We start from the raw sequence: 24,419 nt of genomic DNA on the forward strand, positions 1-24,419 counted from the left end.
CATGAGGCAGCAGGCAAGTGCGTTTTCGCCGGCATCGGTGGGCAACGTCGGCGTGGGGTTCGACATCCTGGGCCACGTGATCGAAGGCGTCGGCGACACCGTCACCGTGCGTCGCATCGACGCGGCGGACGTCCGCATCTCGGCGATCCGCGGTGCCACTGTCGACCTGCCGCTGGATGCGCCCGGCAACACCGCGGGTGCGGCGCTGATCTCCCTGCGCGAAGCCCTGGCACTGCCGTTCGGATTCGAGGTGGAAATCGAGAAGGGCATTCCGCTCGGCTCGGGCATGGGCGGGTCCGCCGCATCCTGCGTGGCCGCGCTGGTGGCCGCGAACGCGCTGCTCGATGCGCCGCTCACGCGCGAGCAGCTGTATCCGCACGCACTCGTGGGCGAGGCGGTGGCCAGCGGCGGCAAGCATGGCGACAACCTGGGCCCGATGCTGCTGGGCGGGCTGGTGCTGTCGACGGCCGAGCGGCTGGTGCGCATACCCGTGCCCGATCACTGGCACAGCCTGCTCGTACATCCCGAGGCCATCCTGGAGACGCGTCGCGCGCGAGCCGCGCTGCAGGGAGCGTACGAACTCAAGGCGTTCGTGGCCCAGAGCGCGAACCTCGCACTGGTCCTCGCCGGCTGCCACGCCGGCGATGCGATGCTGGTGCGCGACGGCCTGCGCGACGTGCTGGTCGAGCCGCGCCGTGCACCGTTGATCGCCGGCTTCGATGCCGTGAAACGCGCCGCGCTGGACGCAGGCGCACTGGGCGCCAGCATCTCGGGTGCAGGCCCCAGTGTGTTCGCCTGGTTCGAGTCGCGTGGCGAAGCGGAAGCGGCAACACCGGCCGTGCAGGCCGCTTTCGCCTCGGCCGGCTTCGACAGCCAGGCCTGGGTGTCGCCGATCAATGCCACGGGCGCGGAACTCCTGTCCGCCCACTGATTCCTTCCACCGGCCGCCGCGACTGCATGCGTGGTGCCTTGCCTGCGAACCTCATGAACTTCATCTCGACCCGACACGCTTCACCTGCCGCCTCGCTCAGCCAGGCGATCGCCGCCGGCCTCGCGCCTGACGGCGGGCTGTATGTTCCCGAGGCACTCCCGAAGGCGCGCGAGCTCGCGCCCGGGCGCGACATCGCCGGGACGGCAACGACCCTGCTGGCGCCGTTCTTCGCGGGTGATGGACTGGAAGACGAACTGGCGGCGATCTGCGGCGAGGCCTTCGACTTCCCGGCGCCGCTGCGTCCGCTCGGGACGCCGCGAGACCACGTACTCGAGTTGTTCCATGGACCGACCGCTGCCTTCAAGGATTTCGGCGCGCGCTTCCTCGCCGCGAGCATGGCGCGCCTGCGTCGCGAGCACGCCACGCCCTTGACGATCCTCGTCGCGACCTCCGGCGATACGGGTGCGGCAGTGGCGGCCGCCTTCCATCGCCAGCCGGGCCTGCGCGTGGTCGTGCTGTATCCGGACGGACGCGTGTCGCCGCGGCAGGCGCACCAGTTGGGCTGCTTCGGCGACAACATCGCGGCGTTGCGCGTGGCGGGTTCGTTCGATGATTGCCAGGCGCTGGTGAAGCGCGCCCTCAACGATGCCGACCTGCAAGCGCAGGTGCCCCTGAGTTCCGCCAACAGCATCAGCCTGGGCCGGCTGCTGCCACAGATGAGTTACTACGCCCATGCAGCGCTGGCGCACCGCGCGGAGACGGGGCGGACATTGAACGTGGTCATCCCCACCGGCAACCTGGGCAACGCGATGGCGGCAATCCTGGCGCGCGCACTCGGCGTGCCGCTCGGCAGGATCGTGCTGGCGACCAATGCCAATCGCGTGCTGCCGGATTTCTTCGCCGGGGGCGACTATGCGCCGGCAGCCAGCGTGTCGACGCTGGCCAACGCGATGGATGTGGGTGCGCCGAGCAACTTCGAGCGCCTGCGCTGGCTCTACGCAGGCGGCGACGCGGCGCTGCGGACGGCGTTCACGGCGTCCAGTGTCGACGACGCGACCATCCGCGCGGTCATCGCGCGCAGGTTCCAGGATCATGGCGAGGTGCATTGCCCGCATACGGCGACCGCGGTGAACGTCCTCGAGGACCTGCGCGCGCAGGGGGAGGAGGGCGACTGGGCGGTCGCGGCCACGGCGCATCCGGCCAAGTTCGAGAGCGTGGTGGAACCGCTGATCGGGCGTGCCGTCGAGGTGCCGCCCGCGTTGGCCGACCTGCTGGCGCGTCCCGCGCAGGCCGATCCGATTCCGGCCGATTACAACGCCTTGCGCGAGCGCCTCTCGGTCTAGCCCGGTGACGGATCGCCCCTGCAGAAGCGACATGAGTCGCGACCGCACGGTCTGATGCACGTCGACGTCTTCATGTGCGCCGGGGATGATGTCGAGAGGGCTTCCGAGCAGTCGCTGGTGCACGGTCGCGACTCGTGTCGCTCCTGCAGGAGGGCGTCGCCGTCCTCGGCGCACGACCCACCTGCGATAAGCTCTCGCCCATGAAGCGCACCCTGTTGCAGACCCTCCTGCTGGCCACCGTGCTCGCCAGCATCGTTCCGACCATTACGCACGCGCAGTCCGCCGTACCGCAGGCCGATGTCCGCGCGCTGAAGCCGGGCGAATTCCTCTGGTACCCGCAGATCGCGCCGGAAGGCCCGGTGGTGCTGGTGGTCAGCCTCGACGAACAGCGCGCCTACGTCTACCGCAACGGCATCGCGATCGGCGTGTCCACGATCAGTTCGGGCAAGGCCGGCAAGGACACGCCGACCGGCGTGTTCACCATCCTGCAGAAGAACAAGGATCACCGTTCCAACCTCTACAACAATGCACCGATGCCCTACATGCAGCGGCTCACCTGGGACGGCATCGCGCTGCACGGGGGACACTTGCCGGGCTATCCGGCGTCGCATGGCTGCGTCCGCCTGCCGCAGGCCTTCGCCGAGAAGCTGTTCGGCATCACGCGCTTCGGTGACTCGGTGGTCGTGGCCAATGCGAAGGCATCGCCGGCCAGCCTGGTGCATCCCGCCGTGCTGGCCCCGGTGACCGCAGGAGGGCAGGTGGCACATCCGCCACTGTCGGCGTACGAGGTGTACTGGAACGAGGCGGCGTCCCCGGACGGGCCGGTCAGCATCCTGGTCAGCCTGTACGACCAGCGGGTATCGGTGTTGCGCAACGGCGTGCTCATCGGTGCCGCACCGGTGCAGCGGGTCCGCGACTTCGCGCTCAACGGCACCGTGCTGCTGGTGATGACGACCGAGATGGAGGACATCCCCAGCCTGCTCGATCCCCGGCGCAAGGAACATCGCTGGGTCGCGCATCGGGTGCTGGGCGAGGAGGGCGCGCCGATGCCGCCGCTGCGCGCGCTGGGCGATTCCTTCTGGATTCCGCAGGATTTCGCCCGCCGCCTGTACGCCGTCCTCAAGCCCGGGACGACCGTACTGCTGTCCGATCTGCCCGGTGTGCGCGCAACGCAGGATGACCCGTCGACCGTGCCCGTCTTGGAATCGGACGAAAGCAGCCCCACGACGGGGGTACGCTGAGCCTCCCGGACGGAACCGGGATGCTGCTTCCCATGCCCCGGATTCCGTCATGAACCGTTGCCACCGCGTGCTGCCGTTGTGCCTCGTCGTTGCGGGTATCGCCCCGACGTACGCGGTACGGGCCGCTTCGCCGCCTCCCGCGCCTTCCGAACGCCTGGTCGATGCGCTGCATCGTGCCGCGCCGTCGCTCGACCGCGAGGTGCTGTCGATGGCGGCGCGTGCGATGACGTGCACGATCCGGCGCGGCGAACCGGTGCCGATGCGGCGCCTCAGCGTGATCGACTATTCGTTGCCGTCGACGCAGCCCCGGCTGTGGGTGTTCGATCTGGAGCGCGCACGCCTGTTGTTCGAGGAGCGCGTCGCGCACGGGCGCAACACGGGGGAGAACCTCGCCACCCGTTTCTCCAATGCGACCGGCAGCTACATGTCCAGCCTCGGGGCGTTCGTCACCCAGGAAGCGTATAGCGGATCCAACGGCTATTCCCTGCGCCTGCAGGGGCTTGAGCCGGGCTTCAACGACAGGGCGCGTGAGCGCGCCATCGTCATACACGGCGCCCCTTATGTCAGCGACGCGCTCGTGCGCATGCAGGGACGCCTCGGCCGCAGCCTGGGGTGCCCGGCAGTCGGCAGTGCCGTGGCCAAGCCGCTGATCGACAGCATCCGCGGCGGTTCGTTCCTGTTCGCCTACTATCCCGATCCCGCTTGGCTGAAGCAGTCGCGCTTGCTCAGCGCCGATTGCGGAAGCGGCGTGGCCACCCATCCGGCATCGATCCCGCCGGGTGGATGATCGGGTCAGATCCTGATCGGAATCTTCAGGTAGCGTCGCCCGTTGTCTTCCGGTGCCGGCAGGCGGCCGGCGCGGATGTTGACCTGCAGCGACGGCAGCAGCAGTGTCGGCGCCGCCAGCGTGGCATCGCGCGCTTCGCGCATCGCGACGAAGCTGTCTTCGTCCACGCCGCCGCCGACGTGCACGTTGCGCGCTTTCTCGTCGGCCACGGTGGTCTGCCACGCGTAGTGGTCGCGTCCCGGCGCCTTGTAGTCGTGGCACAGGTACAGCACGGTACTCGGCGGAAGGGCGAGCAGTTTCTGGATCGAGCGGTACAGCGTGCGCGCATCGCCGCCGGGGAAATCGGTACGCGCGGTACCGTAGTCGGGCATGAACAGCGTGTCGCCCACGAAAACCGCCTCGCCGATCCGGTAGGACACGCAGGCGGGCGTGTGGCCCGGGGTGTGGATCACCTCGACCTGCAGCCCCCCGAGCGCGAACGTGTCCCCATCGCGGAACAGGCGGTCGAACTCGCGCCCCTCGCCACTCACGTCATCCAGCCCGAACACCGGGGCGAACGTTCGCTGCACCTCGGTAATGCGCGAACCGATGCCGATTGCCGCGCCGGTCTTGTCCTTCAGGTAGGGGGCGGCACTGAGATGGTCGGCGTGCGCGTGCGTCTCCAGGATCCAGTCCACCGTCAGTCCGTGGTCGGCGACAAAGCCCAGCAACGTGTCGGCGCTGTGGTGCGAGGCGCGGCCGGAACGGTGGTCGTAGTCCAGCACGGGGTCGATGATCGCCGCCTGGCGCGTGGCTGGGTCCCAGGCCACGTAGGTGATGGTGTTCGTGGCGTCGTCGAACCAGGCGTGCACGGCGGGGGTGGTCATGGAGATCTCCGGGGGGTTGCTTTTTGATTTAGATAAAACTAAATTAAGTAAAGTCTAAAGTAAAGGCCGGCCGATGCCGTTCAAACAACGCGACCTGGAAAAACTGCGTGCCAGCGCCGCCGACGCCGCGGCCCTCATGCGCGCATTGGGCCACGACGGCCGGCTGCTGGTCCTGTGCACCCTCGTCGCACAAGGCGAGTGCAGTGCCGGCGAGCTGGCGCAGCAGGTCGGACTCAGTCCGTCCGCGCTGTCGCAGCATCTGGCGAAGCTGCGCGACGATGGACTGGTGGACAGTCGCCGCGAGGCCCAGAGCGTGTACTACCGCATTGCCGAACCGCGCGTGGCGCGTGTCGTGTCGTTGTTGAAAGACCTGTATTGCCCATGAGGAAGCATCCATGACGATTCCATCGATTTCTCCCGCCGAGGCGCGGTCGCTACTGTCGGACGGCGCCGTGTTGGTGGATATCCGCAATCGCGACGAGCATGCACGCGAGCACATTCCAGGCGCCGTGCTGTGGCCCGTGGCACAGGCGACGGGGCCGATACCCCGGGGCGCTTCGAAGACCCTGATCTTCCATTGCCGCTCCGGTGCCCGCACCCGGGCGAATGGTCCCATGCTCGCATCGGCAGCGGATGGATGCGAGGCGTTCGTCCTGTCCGGCGGTCTTGAGGCCTGGAAAGGCGCCGGCCTGCCGGTCCGCGTGGACCGTCGCCAGCCGATCGAGCTGATGCGGCAGGTGCAGATCGCCGCCGGGGCGCTGGTACTGACCGGTGTCCTGGTGGCCGCGATGGTCTCGCCGTATGGTCTGCTGCTGTCGGGCTTCGTGGGTGCAGGCCTGGTGTTCGCGGGCGTCAGCGGCTTCTGCGGCATGGCGCGCGTGCTGGCATGGATGCCCTGGAATCGCCGCACGATGCCATGATCCCGTCCACCGCCCGACTCTTCCCAACGGAGCCCTCCATGAGTGACACCCAGCGCATCAGCCTCACCCTGGAGCAGGAAGACGACTACGCCTTCCGCATCCGCTTCGACGAGACGACCATCGCCGACCTCATGACCGACGAGCCCGAGCCGCTGGGGAAGGGCGAAGGTCCGAACCCGACGCGCCTGCTGCTGTCGGCCGTGGCCAACTGCCTGTCGGCCAGCCTGTTGTTCGCCCTGCGCAAGTTCAAGAACGCGCCGGGCAAGCTGGTGACCCACGCGACCGCCGAACTGGTGCGGAACGAACAGGGTCGACTGCGCGTGGGACACATCCATGCCGATATCCGGCTGGCCGAGGCGGGGGCGACGCATGCCTCGCTGGAGCGGATCCTGGCCCAGTTCGAAAACTTCTGCGTGGTCACCGAGAGCGTGCGCCACGGCATCGAGGTCTCCGTCAGCATCACCGACGCCGATGGCGTGCAGCTGCACGGTGCGACTCGAACGGACCAGGGCACGCCCTGAGCTGCGAGCCCGCTCTTGGGGGAGCGAGGTACGTCGTGATGAGGCGCTGCCGGCGCCCTTTCGCGACTTACGTCGCTCCCACGGCGGAAGGGGAGGCCCCGACCGGATCGCCGCCTGCGGCCCGGCGTGGCATGATCCTGCCCTCCGCCGTCCGTATCCGAAGCCGTCCGTGATCGCGCCCATCAAGGGGAAGGCCACCTCGCTGGACATCGCCCACCTCGCGGGCGTGTCCCAGCCCACCGTGTCGCGCGCCCTGCGGGGCAGTCCGATGGTCAACGAGGAAACACGCAAGCGCATCCTCGCCATCGCCGAACAGCTCAACTACAAGGTGGACAAGAACGCGTCCAACCTGCGCCGGCAGCATTCCGGAACGCTGGCGCTGCTTTTCTTCGAAGATCCCACGCCCGACGAATCGGCGATCAACCCGTTCTTCCTCTCCATGCTGGGCAGCATTACCCGTGCATGCGCACTGCGCGGCTACGACCTGTTGATCTCGTTCCAGCAATTGTCGACCGACTGGCAGGCCGACTACGAGGACAGCAAGAAGGCCGACGGCATCATCCTTCTGGGTTATGGAGACTATCTGGAAGCCCGCAGCCGGCTGGAGCGGCTGGTGGAGCAGGGCACGCATTTCGTCCGCTGGGGCGCCGTGCAGCCCGGCACGCCCGGGGTGTCGATCGGCTGCGACAACACCCAGGGCGGCCATGACATCACGGCGCACCTGGTCGCGCAGGGGCGTCGCCGCATCGCGTTCCTCGGACATGCGTCCAACCACTACCCGGAATTCTTCGAGCGCTACCTCGGCCATCGCCGGGCGCTCGAAGCCGCCGGCCTGGTGGCCGACCCTGCACTGCAGGTCGATGCGATCACGACCGAGCAATCCGGCTACGAGGCGGCCAGCACGTTGCTGGCGAGTGGTGCGACGTTCGACGCCGTCTTCGGTGCCAGCGACCTGATCGCCGTCGGCGCGATGAAGGCGCTGCTCGAACACGGCCGGCGCGTGCCCGACGATGTCGCGGTGGCCGGCTTCGACGACATCCCGCTGGCCAGTTTCATGAATCCCGGCCTGTCCACCGTGCAACAGGACACCAAGCTGGCGGGCGCCCTGCTGGTCGAGACATTGCTGGCGCTGATCAATGGCGAACCGGCGGAAAGCCAGACCATTCCGGTGAAGCTGGCGCTGCGCGGATCGACCGCTGCCAAGTGAGTCTGCGGTTGTAGGAGCGACGTGAGTCGCGACCGCGCGCCATCAGCTCTGCTGGCGTTCCCCGTCTCCGAGAACGTGCCCTCTCCAGCGCGCCGACGCGCGTACAGGTCGTTTCTGGTTAGCGGTCGCGACTTGCGTCGCTCCCACAGAAGGCATTGAGTCAATCCGCCTTCGGCGACTTGCGTGCCATCAGCTCGGCGAGACGTGCACGGGTATCGGCCCGCGCAATCGCATCATCCAGCAGGAACACGCGCACACCGTGGGCCGGCACGTCCGCCTGCAGGCGGTTGCGCACGCGCTGGGTCTTGCCGGTGAAGGCGTCGCGCCACTGGCCTGGCTCGAGATACTCGGACACGGACATCTTTGCCGGCGTATCCGCCTTGTTCAGCAGCACCAGGGCGGTCTGGGTGGTTCCTTCGTGCTGGAGCACGCGGTAGAAGATCGCCTGGTCGCCCTTCAGGCGTACGTTGAGCTGCAAGCCGCGCTGCAGGGCCGGTGTTTCGCGGCGCAGCTGCGCGATGCGCTTCAACGGGGCGAAGATCGGGCTCTGCGGTGCCGCGTCGATGCGTTCCTGGCCGAAGTAGTTGCGGTTGCCGGCGTGCTCGGCGTTGCCACGCTCGAAGCCCACTTCCGAGCCGTAGTAGATCACCGGGATACCGCGCGCCGTGAACAGCCAGTTGTGCGCGTCGATGAAGCCGGTGTCCGCGGCCTTCATGCGCGCCATGTCGTGGTTGTCGTAGAACGTCATGAGATCGTACGGATTGGCGTACGGACCGTCTTCCAGGTACAGCGCCTTGCCGAGTTCCTCGTAGCTGGTGCCCGGTTTCTCGAACACCTCGGTCAATTTGGCCTTCAGCGGGAAGTCCAGCACGCTGTAGCTGCCATTGCGCGCCCAGGTATGGCCGGCGATGCTGGCGGCGTCGTAGTTGAAGTTCTCGCCGAACATGAAGAAGCCCGGCTTCTTCGCGCGGATGCGGTCGGCGAATTCCTTCCAGAACGCGTGCGGCATCCAGGCGATGGTGTCCACGCGGAACGCGGCCGCGCCCTGGTCGATCCACTGCTCGTACGCGCCGATCAGGTACTCCATCACCGCCGGGTTGTTCTCGTTGAAGTCGGACAACTGCGCCAGGCCGCCGCCGGTGTTGTAGAAGGCGTGCATCGGCTTGCGACGCGGATCCAGCTTGTCCGGGTCCAGGTTCTGGTGGTCGGCGATCAGCTTGCCGTCCTTGTCCCAGACCTTGCCGTACTGCGGTTGCATCTTCGGCATCGAGTACGCGGGCGAGCCGTGGTTGCCGACGATGTCCAGCACCACGTCGAGCTTCTGATCCTTCATGGCGCGGGTGAAGCCGGCGAAATCCAGCCCTTCGCTGGGCAGGTGTTCGTCCAGCTTGTAGAAGTTGATGCCCCAGTAGCCGTGGTAGCCGGTCTTGCCGCGGTCGGTGAACATGCCTTCCCACTTCACTTCCTCGCCACCGGTGAACGCTTCATCGGGATTGTCGACGATGGGGGTGACCCATACCGAGGTGAAGCCGAGGTCGTGGATGTAGCCGGCGTTGTCCAGCACACCCTTGAAGTCGCCGCCGAGGTAGCCAATGTTGTCGCTACGCCCGGCGGGTGCGCCCGGGGTGGGGCGATCGAAGGTAGGGTGCTTCCCACCCTGGTCGCGATGGTCGTTCGACGGATCGCCATTGACGAAGCGGTCGGTCAGCACGAAGTACACCGCCTCTTTCGCGAACGGTTCGGTCGTGCCGTAGACCTCGTCGACGGGAACGACGGCGAACGCCAGCGTGGGGGCGCACAGCAGGCCTGCGAGCAACACGGCGAGCGGGCGGGGGGCGGGAAAACGCATCAGTGCACCTGCGGCGGGGCGGAAGAGGGAGCGTCGGCGGCTTCGTGCACGCCGGCCAGCGAGAGGGCGGCAAGCAGCAGGCTGCCGCCGCTGATCACGAGGGCGAAGATCGCCTGGTTGTCGAAGAAGTGGCGCAGGGCCGGGCCGAGCAGGGTCGCGGCGACGATCTGCGGCACCACGATGAACATGTTGAAGATGCCCATGTAGATGCCCATCTTCTCCGCCGGAACATGGCTGGACAGCAGGGCGTACGGCATCGACAGGATGCTGGCCCAGGCCACGCCGACCAGTGCGAACGACCCGATCAGCCATGACGGGTGGGGCACGAACCACATCGACAGGAAGCCGATCCCGCCCAGCACCAGCGAGCCGGCGTGCACGGCCTTGCGGTTCAGCGGCAGCCGTGCGGCGTAGAAGCTGAGCAGCAGCGCCACCAGCATCGACGACAGGCCGTAGTAGCCCATGTACGAGCCCACCAGGTCCGCCGCGTCCTGGAAGGCGCCGTTGGCCGACTGGAACGCCGCCGCCTGCGCGGGCACCGTCATGTCGAATGCCGCCGGATCCGGTGCGGCCGAATCGAACACGTGTTCGGTCAGGCCGGGCGTAGCCATGCTCCACATGGCGAAAAACGCCAGCCAGCTGAAGAACTGCACCACGCCCAGGCGGCGCATCTGCGCCGGCATGTGGACGACATGGCGGACGATCTCGCTGGCCACGTTGCCTTGCGCGCGCTTCTCGGCCTTGAACCGCTCCAGATCATCCGGCGGATATTCGCGCGTGGTGAGGATGGTCACCAGGATGCTGGCCATGAACACGAAGGCGCCGATGGCGAACGCGATCTTCACCGAGGGCGGCACCACGCCCGGGCCCGCTTCGTTGGACACGCCCAACCGGGTGATGAACCACGGCAGGTTGCTGGCCACCCATGTGCCGATGCCGATGATCAAGGTCTGCAGCACGAAGCCGTAGGAGCGCTGGCTCTCCGGCAGTTTGTCGGCCACCAGCGCGCGGAAGGGCTCCATGCTGATGTTGATGCTCGCATCCAGCACCCATAGCAGGCCTGCGGCGATCCACAGGGTCGGCGAGTGCGGCATGAACACCAGCGCGATCGAACTCAGGATCGCGCCGGCGAGGAAATACGGCCGGCGCCGCCCGAGCAGCGGATGCCAGGTGCGATCGCTGAAGTAGCCGATCACCGGCTGTACCAGCAGTCCCGTCAACGGCGCGGCGATCCACAACAGCGGCAGTGCATCCTTTTCCGCCCCCAGTGTCTGGAAGATGCGCGACATGAAGCCGCCCTGCAGCGCGAACCCGAACTGGATGCCGAGGAAGCCGAACGACATGTTCCAGATCTGCCAGAAGGACAGGCGGGGCTTGGCGGTCATTCGGATCCCTGGGTGGCGTGTTTCAGTGGAAGTGCGCGCGCGATGGCGAACGTCGCGGCATCTTGCCGACATGCGCGTCCGATTCCATGCTGCACCGCAAACAACACGCAGGCGCGAGTTGCCGCCCATCCTTGCGATGCCATCGCCCGCGAGATGCCTGCAAACCGTTGGCAGGCATGGGTTTTGCGACCTGGAAAGTGTGGTCGGGGTGCGATGACGCGAATGCCGTGTCGTCGCGGGTCGTGTCGATCTGCATACGTATTCATGCGCGGCGACCGCGACCCGCGTGCACGCAGTCCGGCACGGCGTGGAATAGTGGCGCCCGCCGAGCGCACCGGAGGGGTGCGTTACGCATTGCGACGGGTGCATCGATGACGAAGAACAACTGGTGGCGTGGCGCGGTGATCTACCAGATCTACCCGCGCAGCTTCCTGGACACCAACGGGGATGGCGTCGGTGACCTGCCGGGCATCGTCGAGAAGCTCGACTACATCGCCGGGCTGGGCGTGGACGCCATCTGGATCTCGCCATTCTTCAAGTCGCCGATGGCCGACTTCGGCTACGACATCGCCGACTACCGCGATGTCGACCCGCTGTTCGGCACGCTGGAGGACTTCGATCGCCTGCTGGCCAAGGCGCACGCGCTGGGCGTCAAGGTGATGATCGACCAGGTGCTGAGCCACTGTTCGGTCGAACACCCTTGGTTCAAGGAAAGCCGGGAGAGCCGCGACAATCCCAAGGCCGACTGGTACGTATGGGCCGATCCCAAGGAAGACGGCACGCCCCCCAACAACTGGATGTCGCTGTTCGGCGGCGTCGCCTGGCGCTGGGAACCGCGTCGCGAGCAGTATTACCTGCACAACTTCCTCGCCAGCCAGCCGGACCTGAACTTCCACAACCCGGCCGTGCAACAGGCCACGCTGGACAACGTGCAGTTCTGGCTGGACCGCGGTGTCGATGGCCTGCGCCTGGATGCGATCAACTTCTGCTTCCACGACGCGCAGCTGCGCGACAATCCTCCCAAGCCGAAAGACCAGCGCGTGGGCCGCGGATTCAGTCCCGACAACCCGTACGCCTACCAGTATCACTACTTCAACAACACGCAGCCCGAGAACATTCCCTTCCTGGAGCGCCTGCGTGGGTTGCTGGACGCATATCCTGACGCGGCGGCGCTCGGCGAGATCTCGTCCGAAGACTCACTGGCCACCACGGCCGAGTACGTCACCGACCAGCGCCTGCACATGGGCTACAGCTTCGAGCTGCTGACCGAGGACGGCAGCGCCGCCTACATCCGCGGCACCGTCGAACGGCTTGAAGCGGCGATGGTGGAAGGCTGGCCGTGCTGGGCCGTGTCCAACCACGATGTGCAGCGCGCGGTGACGCGCTGGGGAGGCGGGGATGCCTCGCCCGCGCTGGCCGCACAACTGGTGGCCCTGGTGTGCTCGCTGCGCGGCTCGGTCTGCCTCTACCAGGGCGAGGAACTGGGCCTGCCGGAAGCGGACGTGCCGTATGAAGCATTGCAGGATCCCTACGGCAAGACCTTCTGGCCCAATTTCAAGGGGCGCGATGGGTGCCGTACGCCCATGCCATGGGACGGGGGAGACCAGGCCGGCTTCAGCCGGGCGTCGCCGTGGCTGCCGATTCCCGACGAACACCGCGCCATCAACGTCGCCCGGCAGGACGCCGATCCCGCGTCGGTGCTCAACCTCGTGCGCCGCTTCCTCGCGTGGCGACGCACGCAGCCCGCACTGAGAAGCGGAAGCATCCGTTTCCTCGACGCGCAGGAACCCGTCCTCGCCTTCGTGCGCGAAGCGGACGGGCAGCGCGTGCTGGCGGTCTTCAACCTGTCGGCGCAACCGGTCACGTGGTCGCTGCCGGAAGGCATGCCGGTGGACGCGCTGGACGGTCACGGCCTGCCGCGGGTGTCGCTGGAGGGAACACGGTTGTCGCTGCCGCCCCGCGGCGTGTTCTTCGCACGCGCGCGCTGACATTTTCCTTTTCCGAACGGTACGCACCCACCGTGCATGCGCATGGGCGTGGCGTCGTGGACGGACCTTCCCGACGCCTGTGCGCGCATGCCGGCGATGCCGTGCTTTCGCCTGTTTTTCCGTACGGAACGCGCGTTACGGCGGGTCGCGGAAATATGCATGAATACGTATGCAGGGCGATTTGTGCGACTGCGTGCGCCACTACCATGGCCGCACGTTCCGGGGCCCCGTGTCCCGGCGTGTAAGACCCGGGCGATCGCATGGCGCGACGCACCCGGTTCGTCGCATACAACGTCCTTGGAGAGGGGAACATGCAACTCAAGCGCAACCTGCTGAGCGCGGCGTTGGCGTCTGCCATCGCGCTCACCGCGACCGGTGTGAACGCCCAGACCGCCGCCACGACCGAACAACAGACCCAACAGGCCGATGCCACCGAGCTCGATACGGTGGTCGTGACCGGCATCCGTCGCGGCATCGAGAGCGCGATCTCGGTCAAGCGCGATTCCACGTCCATCGTCGAAGCCATTTCGGCCGAAGACATCGGCAAGCTGCCTGACGTCAGCATCGCCGAATCGCTGGCGCGCCTGCCTGGCCTCGCGGCGCAGCGCGTCGCCGGCCGTGCGCAGGTGATCAGCGTGCGTGGCCTGTCGCCCGACTTCTCCACCACGCTGCTGAACGGTCGCGAGATGGTCAGCACCGGCGACAACCGCAGCGTCGAGTTCGACCAGTACCCGTCCGAGCTCGTCAGCGGCGTCACCGTGTACAAGACGCCCGATGCCGGCCTGGTCGGCCAGGGCCTGTCGGGTACCGTCGACATGCAGACCGTGCGTCCGCTGAGCTTCGATGCACCGGTCGGCGCCGTCGGCATCCGCGGCCAGCGTAACTCGCTGGGCAATGCCGCCGATGCGTCCGGCTACGGCGAGCGCATCAACGCCAGCTACATCACCCAGAACGAAGCGCGCACCTTCGGTTTCTCGATCGGCTACTCGCACGCGACCACGCCGATCCAGGAAAACCAGGTCGGCCTGTACGAGCCGTGGCAGGCCATCGGCGACAACTGGCGCCCGGGCGTGCCGGCAGGCACGTTCTACTCCGACGGCATCAAGGCGCTGCGCCGGACCGGCGAAACCAAGCGCGATGGCGTGATGGCCACGCTGCAGTTCCGTCCGTCCAACGCCTGGACCAGCACGCTGGACCTGTTCCACTCCGAAGCCGAGCAGGTCAGCACCGCGAACCAGTTCGAAGTGCACATCGGCGACTACAACGGCGGCTATGGTCGCCTGGACGTCGACAACCCGGTCATCAACGGCAACGACACGTTCACCGGCGGCACGGCCAACAACGTGTACCCGCTGGTGCGCGGCATGTACAACTACCGCGAAGACGAGATCAACGCCTTCGGCTGGAACAACGAGTTCAATGTCGGTTCGGTGCGCCTGACCGCCGACGTCAGCTGGTCGAAGACCAAGCGCGACGAGATCAACCTCGAGAACAACACCCAGCGCCTGCCGGCGCCGCAGCTGGATTCGGTGGACCTGACGTTCCGTTCGGGCGGCTTCTCGCAGATCAACCCGGGCTTCGACTACTCGGATCCGTCGCAACTGTTCCTGGCCAACACGATCTACGGCTCGGGCTACGGCAAGACCCCGAAGGTCGAGGACGAACTGAAGGGCGTCAAGCTGGCGGCGTCGTTCCCGCTGCCGGAAGCGCTGGGCTGGTTCACCGATCTCGATGTCGGCCTGAACTATGCCGATCGCGAGAAGAGCAAGCGCCAGCCCGAGGGCAACATCAACCTCGGCGCACAGGGCGTCACCGCCGTCGGGTCCGACCTGCAGTACGGCCTGGTGGACCTGCGGTTCGCCGGCATCGGCTACATCCCGTCCTGGAACGTGCCGGCTGCGGTCGCGCGCTACATGACGTTCAATCCCGTCGACGATCTGTCTTACCTGATTCCCAAGGCATGGGACGTCAACGAGAAGATCTCCACGGGCTTCGCACGCGCCAACCTCGATACCGAATGGGGTTCCGTGCCGGTGCGCGGCAACATCGGCGTGCAGATCCAGCACGTCGACCAGTCGTCGACGTCGCGCTACTGGGACAGCACCCAGCCGGCGGGCAGCAACGTGCAGCCGGTCGAGCGTGGCAAGACCTACACCGAAGTGCTGCCCAGCATGAACCTGGCGTTCTCGCTGCCGGCCGATCAGACGCTGCGCGTCGGCCTGGCCGAGCAGGTGGCCCGTCCGCGCGTGGATGAGCTGCGCGCTTCGCTGGAGTTCGGCGTCAATACCGCGACCGGCGAGCCGGGCGGCAGCGGCGGCAACCCGGAACTGGAGCCCTGGCGCGCCTACGCCTTCGACCTGTCGTACGAAAAGTACTTCGGCACGAAGGCGTACGTGGCCGCGGCGTTCTTCTACAAGGACCTGCGCACCTACATCTACACGGAATCGCGCGACGGCTTCGACTTCAGCGACTTCCTGGTCGACTACGTGCCCGGTCCGGGCGAGCCGCCGACGCAGAGCACCGGTCGCTTCACCGCGCCCTACAACGGCAAGGGCGGCAAGATGCAGGGCATCGAGCTGACCGCATCGCTGCCGCTCGACCTGTTCAGCGACGCGCTGGAAGGCTTCGGCGTGATCGCCAGCGCGAGCTTCAACGACAGCGACATCACCATCCCGCCGCCGCCGGGGTCCACCAACAGCGTCGGCAGCCAGGACATCGCGCTGCCGGGTCTGTCCGAGCGCACGTTCAACTTCACCGCGTACTACGAGCGCAACGGCTTCGAAGCGCGTGTCAGCCAGCGCAAGCGTTCGGATTTCATCGGCGAGATCGGCAACTTCGACGGCGACCGCACCCTGCGCTACGTGGTCGGCGAGGACGTCACCGACGCCCAGGTGAGCTATTCGTTCCCGGACGGCCATGCCTTGAACGGACTGAGCTTCCTGTTCCAGGTCAGCAACCTCACCGACGAGGCCTACCAGACCTACGCCGGCACCAAGGACCGTCCGCTGGAATACATCGAGTGGGGCCGCACGTACCTGCTGGGCGTCAACTACAAGTTCTGATCCACGCGTCACCTTGCTCTCCCAGCCCGCCGGCTCGCTGCCGGCGGGTTTTTCTTTTGGAGACTGCGGATGGCGGCGCGCAGGCAACAAAAAAGGCCAGGCATTCGCCTGGCCTTTCGTGTTGGATGGTGGAGCCAGGGAGGATCGAACTCCCGACCTCGTCATTGCGAACGACGCGCTCTCCCAGCTGAGCTATGGCCCCACAAGAGCGGCGCCATTCTAGCCCGCGGCCGCGGCCGGTGCCAAGCCTGAACGGTCGAGGATGGGGTCCAGCGCCGGTGCCAGTTCGGTGCGCCGCCAGCCCGCCAGTGCGGCAGGCCACCGGCCGGACTCCTGCAGCGCCTCCAGGTAGCGACGCGAGGCGAGCACGCCGTCGGGCAAGCCGAGTTCTACGCTGCGTGCCGACACCGCATCCTGCAGGCGCTTGAGCTGGGCCTTGTCGCCGTCGGTGGCGGTGCGGGCCAGCGGCAGCGCGGCCTCGTCGTCCAACGGCGTGTCGAGGGCCTGCCAGATCGCGTCGGCCAGCTTGCGCGGTGCTTTCGGCTGGGTGTCGAACAGGCGCAACAGGGAGGCCTTGTCCGCGGGCGGCGTGCGCGCCAGCGCGACCGCCAGCTCGTTGTCGAGGATCCAGCTGCGCGGCTTGTCGCTGGTGCGCGCCTGCCTGTCGCGCCAACGCAGCAGGCGTACCAGCCGCTGCTGCGCTTCCGCGTCCAGGAACTGTGCGCTGCGCATCGACAGGTGCGGCCAGCGTTCGACGTCGTCGCTGGCGGCATTCTCGACGAAGCGCGCGCAGTCCTCTTCCAGCCAGGCAAGACGGCCGCTGGCGACCAGCTGCGCCTGCAGGGCATCGTGCACGGCGAACAGATAACGCACGTCGTCGGCGGCATAGTGCAGCTGCGATTCGCTCAGCGGACGACGCAGCCAGTCGGAGCGCGTCTCGCCCTTGGCCAGCACGACGCCGGTGACGCGTTCCACCAGCTTCTGGTAACCCAGGCCCGCGGCGATGCCCGCGATCGCCGCGGCGATCTGGGTATCGAACAGGGGCGCCGGCAATGCATCGCACGCCACCTTGAAGGCCACCAGATCCTCGCTGGCGCTGTGCATGACCTTGGTGATCGCGGGGTCGAGCAGCCAGGGGCGCAGCGCGGCGGTCATGCCCGGCGCGAGCGGATCGACCAGCAGCACGTCGTCGTCGAGGGCGATCTGCACGAGGGCGAGCTGCGGCCAGTAGGTGCGCTCGCGCACGAATTCGGTATCCAGCCCGATCCGCGTGGGCCGGCGCTGCAGGTGCGCATCCAATGCGGCGGGGGTGTCGATCCAGTGGGGCACGTGTTCTCCGCGTGATGCTTCGATTGCTCAGTCAGGGGACAATAACCTAAGGTCCGGGCTGTGCAGGTAGTGTCTGCCCGCATTGTCTCACGGGGGCGCAGGCTCCCATCACGGAGGGTGTTTGCGCGCGATCCTCGCCGCATTGTTGCTGTCGCTGCCATGGCTGGCGGGCTGCTCGCGCGATGCGCCCGAGGCGCAGGACGCAGGCGCGGCCCGCGATGCCTTGCGCATGCCCAGTGTCACGGTCACCGGCGATGACAGCGGGGTCGAGGAGCTCAATTGGCGACCGCCCCCGGTGGCGCTGGCGCCCGAGGACGTCGCCGAGGCGCACAAGCGCGCTGCGGATGCACTGTCCGAGGGGCGCCTGTTCGACGGTCCCGATGACGCCATTCCCCTCTACCTTGCGTTGCGCGACATCGATGCGAACGATGCGAGGGCGAAGGCGGGACTGGACCGCAGTCTGGATCGCCTGCTGGATCAGGGCGCGCAGGCCGTGCGCCATGCCGAGGACCGGACCGAGTCGCTGCGCCGCGCCCGCCAGATCGCGGCCGTGGCACGCACCGTGGCGCCGGCCGATCCGGCGGTGGGCGCGTATCTGGCGCGGGTGGACGAAGCCGACCAGCTCACGCGCCTGAACATGGCCAGCGAGCGTGCGCTGCGTGAGGGCAGCCTGGGCGAGGCGGGCGGCGGCGCACTGGCCGGCTTCCGCGAAGTCCTGAAGTGGAAGCCGGGCCAGGCGCGTGCGCGGCAGGGCATCGCCGCGGTGGAAAGCGCGATGATCCGGCGGGCGGAGGTGGCGGCACAGGCCAGTGACTTCGCCACCGCGCGCACGTGGTTGGGACATGCTGCCGCCGTCCGCGACGACGCCCCGACGGTCGCCGATGCGCGCCTGCGCGTGGAGGGCATCCGCCTGGCGCGGATCATCGCGCTGAGGGATGCCGGCATCCGCGATCTGGCGACGCCGCTGGGGCTGAAGGACGCGCGCGTGAAGTTGGCCGAGGTGCTGCGCATCGCCGAACCCGGTGACCGGGTGGCTGCGGATTTCCGCCAGCGCATCGACCTGGCGACCCACTACGGCCTGTTCCGTCCCGGCCAGGCCTTCACCGACGCGCTGCACCATGGCGGGCGTGGTCCCGAAATGGTGGTGGTGCCGCACGGCGGCTTCAGCATGGGCGCGGCCGAAGACGAGGCCGGCGCGGCGGATGCCGAGAAGCCGGCCCATTACGTGCGATTCGACCGGGGATTCGCCATGGCGCGGCACCCGGTGACGGTGGGCGAATTCCGCCGGTTCGTCGAGGCCACCCAGTACCGCCCGCGCGCCACCCGCCGCGGACACTCGGTGGTGTACGACGAGCGCAGCGGCAACTTCGTGCGCCGCAGTGGCGTCGACTGGCAGTCCGACTATGCGGGCCAGCCCGCCAGCGACGACATGCCGGTGCTGCACGTGAGCGTGTACGACGCCGAGGCTTACGCCGAATGGCTCGCGGGCCAGACCGGGCACGGCTATCGCCTGCCCAGCGAAGCCGAGTACGAATACGCGCTGCGCGCCGGCCAGCAGGGCCGCTATCCGTGGGGCAACGGCCAGCCACCGCGCGGTGTCGCCAACCTCACCGGGGGCAACGACCGCTCGCCCAGCGGACGCAACTGGAACAACGCCTTCGTCGGCTATGGCGACGGTTATTGGGGCCCCGCGGCGGTGGGGCGCTTCCGCGCCAATGCCTTCGGCCTGAAGGACCTGGACGGCAATACCAGCGAATGGGTGGGCGATTGCTGGCATGCCAGCTACCGGCGTGCGCCGGCCGACGGCGCGGCGTGGTTCAATCCCGGCTGCCGGTCGCGGGTGGTGCGCGGTGGCTCCTGGGCCAGTTCGCCGGCGCAGGCGCGTGCCGCGTGGCGTTCGTCCTCGGATTCGGATATGACTAATGCGCGGGTGGGCTTCCGCGTCGTTCGCGGCATCTAGCCGCCAGGGAGAGGGTGATGAGGCAAGATCCTAACGGGCGCTCGCAGTACGGGCAGGGTGGCGGGCGTCGCGGCGGCGGACTGGGCAACCTGCGCTGGCTGATCCTGCTTGGCTTCCTGATCTATGGCGGCTGTTATTACCTGAGCAATCGCGTGGTAGATCCGTATACCGGCGAGAAGGTGCTGATCGACAATTCGATTGGCGTTGAAGAGGAAAAGGCGCTCGGCCTGCAGGCCTACGAGGAAATCCTGCAGCAGGAGCAGCCGGTCGATCCCAACTCGCAGATCGCCCAGCAGGTGCGCACCATCGCCCAGCGGTTGATCGCGAAGGTGCCCGAGGTCGAGGCCGCCATCGCGGCGGAGAAAGGAACCCAGCCCAGCGGCAACTGGAAGTCCTTCGACTGGGATGTCAACGTCATCCAGTCCGAGCAGGCCAATGCCTTCTGCCTGCCCGGCGGCAAGATGGCCGTGTATACCGGACTCATCCCCGTCGCGCAGAACGCCGATGCGGTGGCCGTGGTGATGGGTCACGAGATCGCCCACGCGCTGCTGCGCCACGGCGCCCAGCGCATGTCGCAGCAGAAGCTCACGCAGATCGGCCAGATGGCGGGCGCGATGAGCGGCATGGACCCGCAACAGCAGCAGATGGTGATGGCCGCGATGGGGTATGGCTACCTGCTGCCCTACGCGCGTGAGCATGAAACGCAGGCCGACGAAGTGGGCCTGATGCTGGCTGCCGCGGCCTGTTTCAACCCGGAGGAAGCCGTTCCCCTGTGGCAGCGCATGAGCGAAGCCAGTGGCGGGCAGGCACCGCCGGAGTTCTCTTCCACGCATCCGAATCCCGGCACGCGCATCCAGAACCTCACCGCGTTGATGCCGAAGGCGAAGGAGTACCGCCAGAAGTTCTGCCCGCAGGGAGCGGCACAGTGAAGGCGCTGGCGGTCATTGTTCTGCTCGCCGCCATCGCGCCGGCGCAGGCAGCGATCAAGGACGCGCAGCCGGATGGCTTCACGATCGAGAACGCGGAATGGGTGCCGGTGTCGCCGCAGGTGGCGTACGCAGCGCTGACCGATGACGTAGGCCGCTGGTGGCCAGCCGACCATACGTGGTGGGGTGATGCCTCGAAGCTCTCCATCAGCGACAAGGTCGGTGGCTGCTTCTGCGAAATCAATGGTGCGCAGCAGGCGTGGCACATGACGGTTGTGTTCACCGATCCCGGCAAGCTGATGCGCATGACCGGAGGCCTGGGGCCCCTGCAGGGCATGGGGCTGCAGGGCGTGCTGGAATGGCGTTTCACCGAAGAGAAGGGCGGCACACGCATCACCCTGTGGTACCGCGCCGGAGGCTATACGCCGGATGACATCGGCAAGTTCGCACCCGTCGTCGACAAGGTGCAGGGGCTGCAACTGGGCGGCCTGGCCGCCTTCCTGCGCAAGGGCGCCGACGGCGCCCCACGCTGACCATCACTCCCACGTTCGAGGAAAGGAACACCGCATGAGCATTCGTTTGTCGGAAAAGGACAGTGGCCGCACGCTGGGCAGCATCTCGGACGCGGATTTCCAGATGCTGGTGGACTACATGGAAGAGGAATCTTCTAGGGACCAGGACTACTACGTGGAACACACGGCCATCGATGCGCTGGAAGGCCTGGGGGCGAGCGCAGAGTTCGTCGCGCTGTTGCGCACTGCGGTGGGCGAGTCCGAGGGTGTCGATGTGGTGTGGTCGGCAGAGTAGGACGAGCACAGCGCACCGGAAGCCGCCATGTCCCACATCATCCCCATGCAGCCCGTCCGCCACCTGCCGCGGGCGATCGCCTTCTACGAGGCGCTCGGCTTCCTCGTCGAGGACCGGCGCGACGACTGGGGCTGGGCGAAGCTGCGGTGGGGTGACTGCCGGGTGATGCTGGACCAGTCCATCAACGTGAATCCCGACGCGCCGCGTGGTGCGGTGCTGTACCTGTATCCGGACGACGTCGATGCCTTCCACCGGCAGGCGCGCGCCTGCGGCCTGGACGTGCCCGACCTCGACGAGACGTTCTATGGCATGCGTGAGTTCCGGCTCGATGATCCGGATGGCAATCGTCTCTGGATCGGGCAGCAGGCCAGGGACCAGGGCTCTCGCCATCGGGATCGTGAGGTCGTCCCGGCCCCATAGGCGACGGCGCGGTAAGCACTCCAAGCTTCGTCGACGGGGTTCGACGATCCATCTCGAGCAGGCGTGGAAGGAACAAGGCTGACCGCTGGCGTGATGTGACTGCGTTGGAGAAGGAGATCGACCGCGCCCCTGGCTGGCCTGTCTCCCTCCCTCACATGGAACCTGCCCATGACCTTAGTGCGTGACCGTCCGTATACCGGCATGAACTTCCTCGTCGACCTCGGTACCGGAGAGGACGGCGCCCAGGGCGGCGTGTCCGAAGTGACGTTCCCCGATGCGCGGCTGCAGCTCAACGAATACCGTAACGGCAACGACAAGACGCTCGAAGCGACCAAGCTGTCCACGCTGACGCATTACGGACACCTAGTGTTGCGTCGGGGTGTGACCGGCTCGCTGGCGTGGTACCAGTGGTGGGACGAAGCACGCAACGGCGGCGATGCGCGGCGCAGTATCAGCGTGACGCTGCTGGATGAGCAGGGCAACCCGGTGATGCGCTGGCGCTTTCTACGCGCGCGGCCGGCGGCTTACCAGACCTCGTCGATGGATGCTCTGCTGGCGGAGACCCTGTTCGAGACGCTGGAGATCGCGTTCGACCGCTTCGAACTGGAGTAGGGCTCAGTCCAGCGGATCGCGTGGCGCATTACGGAAGTAGTGCAGCACGAAGCCGATCGTCAGGCCCAGCAGCCCGCAGCCGAACGCCATGGCGACGGAGGCGGGCTCCTTGCCGGTCAGGTAGAACACGGCGACGCCGGCGGCGATACCCAGCAGTGTGGGGATTGCGAAGCGCGGCCTCGCCCAGAGGTCGAACAACAACGACCCGAGTATCTCCATGACCGGTCAGGGCGCCGCTGCCGCAGGGCAGGGGCCCGACATGCCGGTTTCGTACGTCTGCAGCGTCCAGCCAGCGGGTTCGAGAACATAGCGGCGCTCGGTGCGGACCGAGCCCTCGCATCCGACCAGCAGCACGCTGGAGCCGGGTTTGGCTACCGCAAGAGCCACAGGTTCGACGCAGCCGACATGCTTGCAGCGTGGTGCGTCGAGGCGCGCAGCAGTCTGCGTGGCGCAACCCGCAAGGCCGGACAGTGCCACCACGGCCACTCCCCGCCATGCCGGTGAACGGAAACGATGCATGCGGCCTCTCCCGGGCAGGCCACGGACCGTGGCGGGACGACGGTATCGTGCTGCCCGTACGCGGACAACCCGGCGGCGTCAGAGCTTGCTGAAGACCGTCGCCGCGACCAGCAGGCCGAAGCCGGCGACCACCAGCCAGAAGGCATGCGGGGCCAGCACCGGCACGTAGCCGAACTTGGCCGCGATGCCGCCGCCGCCGAGCAGCAGCGCGATCAGCCAGACACCGAAGGTGGGAGGAGTGAGTTTCATGGAAAGTTCTCGAAAAGGGTCCTGGAGGTGTCGGTGTTCGAACGGCAATCCGGTCAGAAGCTCATGAACAGGCCGCCGTTGACCGGCAGGTTGGCGCCGGTGATGTAGCCGGCATCGTCCGCCGTGAGGAAGGCCACCGCGCGTGCGATGTCGTCCGGTTGACCGATGCGGCCGACCGGCACCGAGGCGACGGTGCGCTCGCGCACGTCATCGGGCATGGCGCGGGTCATCGGCGTTTCCACATAGCCGGGCGAGACGCTGTTGACGGTGACGCCCTTGCGCGCGACTTCGCGCGCGAGCGACATCGAGAAGCCGTGCAGGCCGGCCTTGGCCGCGGCGTAGTTCACCTGGCCGAAGTTGCCGGTCTGGCCACTGACCGAACTGATGTTGACGATGCGGCCGAAGCCGCGCGCCTGCATGCCGTCCACCACGTGGCGGCAGAGATTGAACACGCTGTCCAGGTTCACGCCGATCACCGCGTCCCACTGCGCCTTGTCCATCTTGCGCAGCGTCGCGTCGCGGGTGATGCCGGCATTGTTGACCAGGATGTCGAGCGTGCCGTGGCGGGCTTCCACGTCATGGACGAAGGCGGCGCAGGCATCGAAATCGGCCACGTCGACGACGGCGGTCTCGATGCCCAGCGCGGCGGTGTGGCGGCCGAAGTGCTCGAGCCGCTCGGGCGATGCGGGCAGGTCGGCGGCGATCACCTTGCGGCCCTCGCGCGCCAGCGCCTGGCAGATCGCCAGCCCCAGCCCTCCCAAGCCACCGGTCACCACGGCAATGCGTTGCGTCATGCGGAATTCCTATCGCGACTCAAAAAAAGGCCCGCGCAACGGGGCGCGGGCCGGGTTTCACCACGTGGGACGTCAGCGCGAGCGCGGCTTCGGCGTCTCGCGTGGCGGATCTTTCGGCTTGACCGTGGTCGGGCGGCCCATGCCACCGGTCAGGTTGCGCTGGAATTCCTGCCACAACTCCATGTTGCGCTCGGTGAGCTGGTTCATCATGGTCCACGGCGTCTGGCCGAGCAGGTTGCCCATCTGGCTGCGGAACTGCTGCTGCTGCTCCATGAACAGCTGCATGCTGCGCTCCAGGTAATTGCCCATGAAGCCCTGCAGCGAATCGCCGTAGAAACGGATGATCTGGCTGAGCAACTGGGTGGACAGGATCGGTTCGCCGTCCTGTTCCTGTTCGCTGATGATCTGCAGCAGGACCGTCCGGGTCAGGTCGTCGCCGCTCTTGGCGTCGCGGACTTCGAAGTCTTCGCCATCGACGATTAGCTGGCGCACGTCCTCGATGGTGATGTAGCTGGAGATCTCGGTGTCGTACAGGCGACGGTTGGGGTACTTCTTGATGATGCGGATCGCAGCCATTGAGTCTTCGCTCTAAACGCGTATGGCGGCCAGCATGACGCAGCGCAACAGCCCTTGCAACAGGCCACACGGCAGGCCCGCCCTGTTCAGCCAGCCGGATTGCTGCGCAGCATGGACAGGGACGACG

The 24,419-nt window shown here is 67.3% G+C and carries 25 protein-coding genes and 1 tRNA gene; 16 read left to right on the forward strand and 10 right to left on the reverse strand.

The window, feature by feature from the left end; all coding sequences use genetic code 11:
- Position 1 precedes the first annotated feature (1 nt).
- The 4 genes from CYU89_RS08615 to CYU89_RS08630 all read left to right on the forward strand — a co-directional run bounded on the left by CYU89_RS08615 (position 2) and on the right by CYU89_RS08630 (position 4,302).
- Positions 2 to 931, forward strand: coding sequence for a homoserine kinase (locus tag CYU89_RS08615; protein WP_296280195.1), 930 nt, complete (start codon positions 2 to 4; stop codon positions 929 to 931).
- 53 nt (positions 932 to 984) lie between these two features.
- The gene (gene thrC, locus CYU89_RS08620) at positions 985 to 2,274 is read left to right on the forward strand and encodes a threonine synthase (protein WP_296280257.1); all 1,290 of its coding nucleotides are present in this window, start codon (positions 985 to 987) and stop codon (positions 2,272 to 2,274) included.
- A 200-nt stretch (positions 2,275 to 2,474) separates the two neighbouring features.
- Positions 2,475 to 3,515 (forward strand): L,D-transpeptidase, encoded by a 1,041-nt coding sequence (locus tag CYU89_RS08625; protein WP_296280196.1) that lies wholly within the window; start codon positions 2,475 to 2,477, stop codon positions 3,513 to 3,515.
- Positions 3,516 to 3,564: 49 nt separating this feature from the next.
- Positions 3,565 to 4,302: a murein L,D-transpeptidase catalytic domain family protein gene (locus CYU89_RS08630; protein WP_296280197.1), complete on the forward strand. Its 738-nt coding sequence runs from the start codon at positions 3,565 to 3,567 to the stop codon at positions 4,300 to 4,302.
- 5 nt (positions 4,303 to 4,307) lie between these two features.
- On the opposite strand, the gene CYU89_RS08635 is transcribed toward CYU89_RS08630, so the two are convergent.
- Complete coding sequence (locus tag CYU89_RS08635) at positions 4,308 to 5,168, reverse strand: MBL fold metallo-hydrolase (RefSeq protein ID WP_296280198.1); 861 nt, start codon at positions 5,166 to 5,168, stop codon at positions 4,308 to 4,310.
- Positions 5,169 to 5,241: 73 nt separating this feature from the next.
- Between CYU89_RS08635 and CYU89_RS08640 the strand changes: the two genes are divergently transcribed.
- The 4 genes from CYU89_RS08640 to CYU89_RS08655 all read left to right on the forward strand — a co-directional run bounded on the left by CYU89_RS08640 (position 5,242) and on the right by CYU89_RS08655 (position 7,816).
- Positions 5,242 to 5,553 carry a metalloregulator ArsR/SmtB family transcription factor gene (locus tag CYU89_RS08640; protein ID WP_296280199.1) on the forward strand — a complete coding sequence of 104 codons (312 nt, stop codon included), beginning with the start codon at positions 5,242 to 5,244 and terminating at the stop codon, positions 5,551 to 5,553.
- A gap of 10 nt (positions 5,554 to 5,563) precedes the next feature.
- The gene (locus tag CYU89_RS08645) at positions 5,564 to 6,088 is read left to right on the forward strand and encodes a rhodanese family protein (protein ID WP_296280200.1); all 525 of its coding nucleotides are present in this window, start codon (positions 5,564 to 5,566) and stop codon (positions 6,086 to 6,088) included.
- Between the two features lie 38 nt (positions 6,089 to 6,126).
- Complete coding sequence (locus CYU89_RS08650) at positions 6,127 to 6,609, forward strand: OsmC family protein (protein WP_296280201.1); 483 nt, start codon at positions 6,127 to 6,129, stop codon at positions 6,607 to 6,609.
- Positions 6,610 to 6,781: 172 nt separating this feature from the next.
- A complete protein-coding gene (locus CYU89_RS08655) occupies positions 6,782 to 7,816 on the forward strand; it encodes a LacI family DNA-binding transcriptional regulator (RefSeq protein WP_296280258.1) in 1,035 nt (344 codons plus the stop codon).
- Positions 7,817 to 7,976: 160 nt separating this feature from the next.
- Here the strand turns inward: CYU89_RS08655 and CYU89_RS08660 are convergent, their stop codons facing one another.
- Both CYU89_RS08660 and CYU89_RS08665 read right to left on the reverse strand, forming a co-directional pair.
- The gene (locus CYU89_RS08660) at positions 7,977 to 9,665 is read right to left on the reverse strand and encodes an alpha-amylase family glycosyl hydrolase (protein ID WP_296280202.1); all 1,689 of its coding nucleotides are present in this window, start codon (positions 9,663 to 9,665) and stop codon (positions 7,977 to 7,979) included.
- Positions 9,665 to 11,050, reverse strand: coding sequence for an MFS transporter (locus CYU89_RS08665; protein WP_296280203.1), 1,386 nt, complete (start codon positions 11,048 to 11,050; stop codon positions 9,665 to 9,667). The genes CYU89_RS08660 and CYU89_RS08665 overlap by 1 nt, the downstream gene beginning before the upstream one ends.
- A 371-nt stretch (positions 11,051 to 11,421) precedes the next feature.
- Between CYU89_RS08665 and CYU89_RS08670 the strand changes: the two genes are divergently transcribed.
- Both CYU89_RS08670 and CYU89_RS08675 read left to right on the forward strand, forming a co-directional pair.
- The gene (locus tag CYU89_RS08670) at positions 11,422 to 13,038 is read left to right on the forward strand and encodes an alpha-glucosidase family protein (RefSeq protein WP_296280204.1); all 1,617 of its coding nucleotides are present in this window, start codon (positions 11,422 to 11,424) and stop codon (positions 13,036 to 13,038) included.
- 311 nt (positions 13,039 to 13,349) lie between these two features.
- Complete coding sequence (locus CYU89_RS08675) at positions 13,350 to 16,100, forward strand: TonB-dependent receptor (RefSeq protein WP_296280205.1); 2,751 nt, start codon at positions 13,350 to 13,352, stop codon at positions 16,098 to 16,100.
- A gap of 126 nt (positions 16,101 to 16,226) precedes the next feature.
- Here the strand turns inward: CYU89_RS08675 and CYU89_RS08680 are convergent.
- Positions 16,227 to 16,302: transfer RNA gene (locus tag CYU89_RS08680), tRNA-Ala, on the reverse strand.
- 17 nt (positions 16,303 to 16,319) lie between these two features.
- Positions 16,320 to 17,429: a ribonuclease D gene (gene rnd / locus CYU89_RS08685; protein ID WP_296280206.1), complete on the reverse strand. Its 1,110-nt coding sequence runs from the start codon at positions 17,427 to 17,429 to the stop codon at positions 16,320 to 16,322.
- Between the two features lie 229 nt (positions 17,430 to 17,658).
- On the opposite strand from rnd, the gene CYU89_RS08690 reads away from it, so the two are divergent.
- The 6 genes from CYU89_RS08690 to CYU89_RS08715 all read left to right on the forward strand — a co-directional run bounded on the left by CYU89_RS08690 (position 17,659) and on the right by CYU89_RS08715 (position 22,154).
- A complete protein-coding gene (locus tag CYU89_RS08690) occupies positions 17,659 to 19,389 on the forward strand; it encodes a formylglycine-generating enzyme family protein (RefSeq protein ID WP_296280259.1) in 1,731 nt (576 codons plus the stop codon).
- Positions 19,390 to 19,406: 17 nt separating this feature from the next.
- Positions 19,407 to 20,318: a M48 family metallopeptidase gene (locus tag CYU89_RS08695; RefSeq protein WP_296280207.1), complete on the forward strand. Its 912-nt coding sequence runs from the start codon at positions 19,407 to 19,409 to the stop codon at positions 20,316 to 20,318.
- Positions 20,315 to 20,848 (forward strand): SRPBCC family protein, encoded by a 534-nt coding sequence (locus CYU89_RS08700; RefSeq protein ID WP_296280208.1) that lies wholly within the window; start codon positions 20,315 to 20,317, stop codon positions 20,846 to 20,848. Before CYU89_RS08695 ends, CYU89_RS08700 begins: the two co-directional genes overlap by 4 nt.
- Before the next feature lie 34 nt (positions 20,849 to 20,882).
- Positions 20,883 to 21,122 (forward strand): hypothetical protein, encoded by a 240-nt coding sequence (locus CYU89_RS08705; RefSeq protein WP_296280209.1) that lies wholly within the window; start codon positions 20,883 to 20,885, stop codon positions 21,120 to 21,122.
- A gap of 27 nt (positions 21,123 to 21,149) precedes the next feature.
- Complete coding sequence (locus CYU89_RS08710; RefSeq protein ID WP_296280210.1) at positions 21,150 to 21,542, forward strand: VOC family protein; 393 nt, start codon at positions 21,150 to 21,152, stop codon at positions 21,540 to 21,542.
- Positions 21,543 to 21,710: 168 nt separating this feature from the next.
- Entirely contained in the window at positions 21,711 to 22,154 is a 444-nt protein-coding gene (locus tag CYU89_RS08715; protein WP_296280211.1) for a phage tail protein, read from the forward strand.
- 3 nt (positions 22,155 to 22,157) lie between these two features.
- On the opposite strand, the gene CYU89_RS08720 is transcribed toward CYU89_RS08715, so the two are convergent.
- The 5 genes from CYU89_RS08720 to phaR form a co-directional block, all read right to left on the reverse strand.
- Positions 22,158 to 22,373 (reverse strand): hypothetical protein, encoded by a 216-nt coding sequence (locus CYU89_RS08720; RefSeq protein ID WP_296280212.1) that lies wholly within the window; start codon positions 22,371 to 22,373, stop codon positions 22,158 to 22,160.
- Positions 22,374 to 22,379: 6 nt separating this feature from the next.
- Positions 22,380 to 22,673 carry a hypothetical protein gene (locus tag CYU89_RS08725; RefSeq protein WP_296280213.1) on the reverse strand — a complete coding sequence of 98 codons (294 nt, stop codon included), beginning with the start codon at positions 22,671 to 22,673 and terminating at the stop codon, positions 22,380 to 22,382.
- 78 nt (positions 22,674 to 22,751) lie between these two features.
- Positions 22,752 to 22,922: a hypothetical protein gene (locus CYU89_RS08730; RefSeq protein WP_155944648.1), complete on the reverse strand. Its 171-nt coding sequence runs from the start codon at positions 22,920 to 22,922 to the stop codon at positions 22,752 to 22,754.
- A 53-nt stretch (positions 22,923 to 22,975) separates the two neighbouring features.
- Positions 22,976 to 23,716 (reverse strand): acetoacetyl-CoA reductase, encoded by a 741-nt coding sequence (gene phbB, locus CYU89_RS08735; RefSeq protein ID WP_296280214.1) that lies wholly within the window; start codon positions 23,714 to 23,716, stop codon positions 22,976 to 22,978.
- Between the two features lie 72 nt (positions 23,717 to 23,788).
- Entirely contained in the window at positions 23,789 to 24,292 is a 504-nt protein-coding gene (phaR, locus tag CYU89_RS08740) for a polyhydroxyalkanoate synthesis repressor PhaR (RefSeq protein ID WP_296280215.1), read from the reverse strand.
- Positions 24,293 to 24,419: the final 127 nt, after the last annotated feature.

This window comes from Pseudoxanthomonas sp. (assembly GCF_002863005.1).
Taxonomy (GTDB): domain Bacteria; phylum Pseudomonadota; class Gammaproteobacteria; order Xanthomonadales; family Xanthomonadaceae; genus Pseudoxanthomonas_A.

Bases quoted from the DNA above. Each gene is read 5' to 3' on its own strand.
- CYU89_RS08725 (WP_296280213.1), bottom strand. From the start codon at position 22,673: ATGCATCGTTTCCGTTCACCGGCATGGCGGGGAGTGGCCGTGGTGGCA.
- CYU89_RS08695 (WP_296280207.1), top strand. From the start codon at position 19,407: ATGAGGCAAGATCCTAACGGGCGCTCGCAGTACGGGCAGGGTGGCGGG.
- CYU89_RS08635 (WP_296280198.1), bottom strand. From the start codon at position 5,168: ATGACCACCCCCGCCGTGCACGCCTGGTTCGACGACGCCACGAACACC.
- CYU89_RS08690 (WP_296280259.1), top strand. From the start codon at position 17,659: ATGCCCAGTGTCACGGTCACCGGCGATGACAGCGGGGTCGAGGAGCTC.
- phaR (WP_296280215.1), bottom strand. From the start codon at position 24,292: ATGGCTGCGATCCGCATCATCAAGAAGTACCCCAACCGTCGCCTGTAC.
- CYU89_RS08720 (WP_296280212.1), bottom strand. From the start codon at position 22,373: ATGGAGATACTCGGGTCGTTGTTGTTCGACCTCTGGGCGAGGCCGCGC.
- CYU89_RS08675 (WP_296280205.1), top strand. From the start codon at position 13,350: ATGCAACTCAAGCGCAACCTGCTGAGCGCGGCGTTGGCGTCTGCCATC.
- phbB (WP_296280214.1), bottom strand. From the start codon at position 23,716: ATGACGCAACGCATTGCCGTGGTGACCGGTGGCTTGGGAGGGCTGGGG.
- CYU89_RS08665 (WP_296280203.1), bottom strand. From the start codon at position 11,050: ATGACCGCCAAGCCCCGCCTGTCCTTCTGGCAGATCTGGAACATGTCG.
- CYU89_RS08660 (WP_296280202.1), bottom strand. From the start codon at position 9,665: ATGCGTTTTCCCGCCCCCCGCCCGCTCGCCGTGTTGCTCGCAGGCCTG.
- CYU89_RS08645 (WP_296280200.1), top strand. From the start codon at position 5,564: ATGACGATTCCATCGATTTCTCCCGCCGAGGCGCGGTCGCTACTGTCG.
- CYU89_RS08630 (WP_296280197.1), top strand. From the start codon at position 3,565: ATGAACCGTTGCCACCGCGTGCTGCCGTTGTGCCTCGTCGTTGCGGGT.
- CYU89_RS08705 (WP_296280209.1), top strand. From the start codon at position 20,883: ATGAGCATTCGTTTGTCGGAAAAGGACAGTGGCCGCACGCTGGGCAGC.
- CYU89_RS08670 (WP_296280204.1), top strand. From the start codon at position 11,422: ATGACGAAGAACAACTGGTGGCGTGGCGCGGTGATCTACCAGATCTAC.
- CYU89_RS08710 (WP_296280210.1), top strand. From the start codon at position 21,150: ATGTCCCACATCATCCCCATGCAGCCCGTCCGCCACCTGCCGCGGGCG.
- CYU89_RS08640 (WP_296280199.1), top strand. From the start codon at position 5,242: ATGCCGTTCAAACAACGCGACCTGGAAAAACTGCGTGCCAGCGCCGCC.
- CYU89_RS08625 (WP_296280196.1), top strand. From the start codon at position 2,475: ATGAAGCGCACCCTGTTGCAGACCCTCCTGCTGGCCACCGTGCTCGCC.
- CYU89_RS08730 (WP_155944648.1), bottom strand. From the start codon at position 22,922: ATGAAACTCACTCCTCCCACCTTCGGTGTCTGGCTGATCGCGCTGCTG.
- CYU89_RS08715 (WP_296280211.1), top strand. From the start codon at position 21,711: ATGACCTTAGTGCGTGACCGTCCGTATACCGGCATGAACTTCCTCGTC.
- thrC (WP_296280257.1), top strand. From the start codon at position 985: ATGAACTTCATCTCGACCCGACACGCTTCACCTGCCGCCTCGCTCAGC.
- CYU89_RS08615 (WP_296280195.1), top strand. From the start codon at position 2: ATGAGGCAGCAGGCAAGTGCGTTTTCGCCGGCATCGGTGGGCAACGTC.
- CYU89_RS08650 (WP_296280201.1), top strand. From the start codon at position 6,127: ATGAGTGACACCCAGCGCATCAGCCTCACCCTGGAGCAGGAAGACGAC.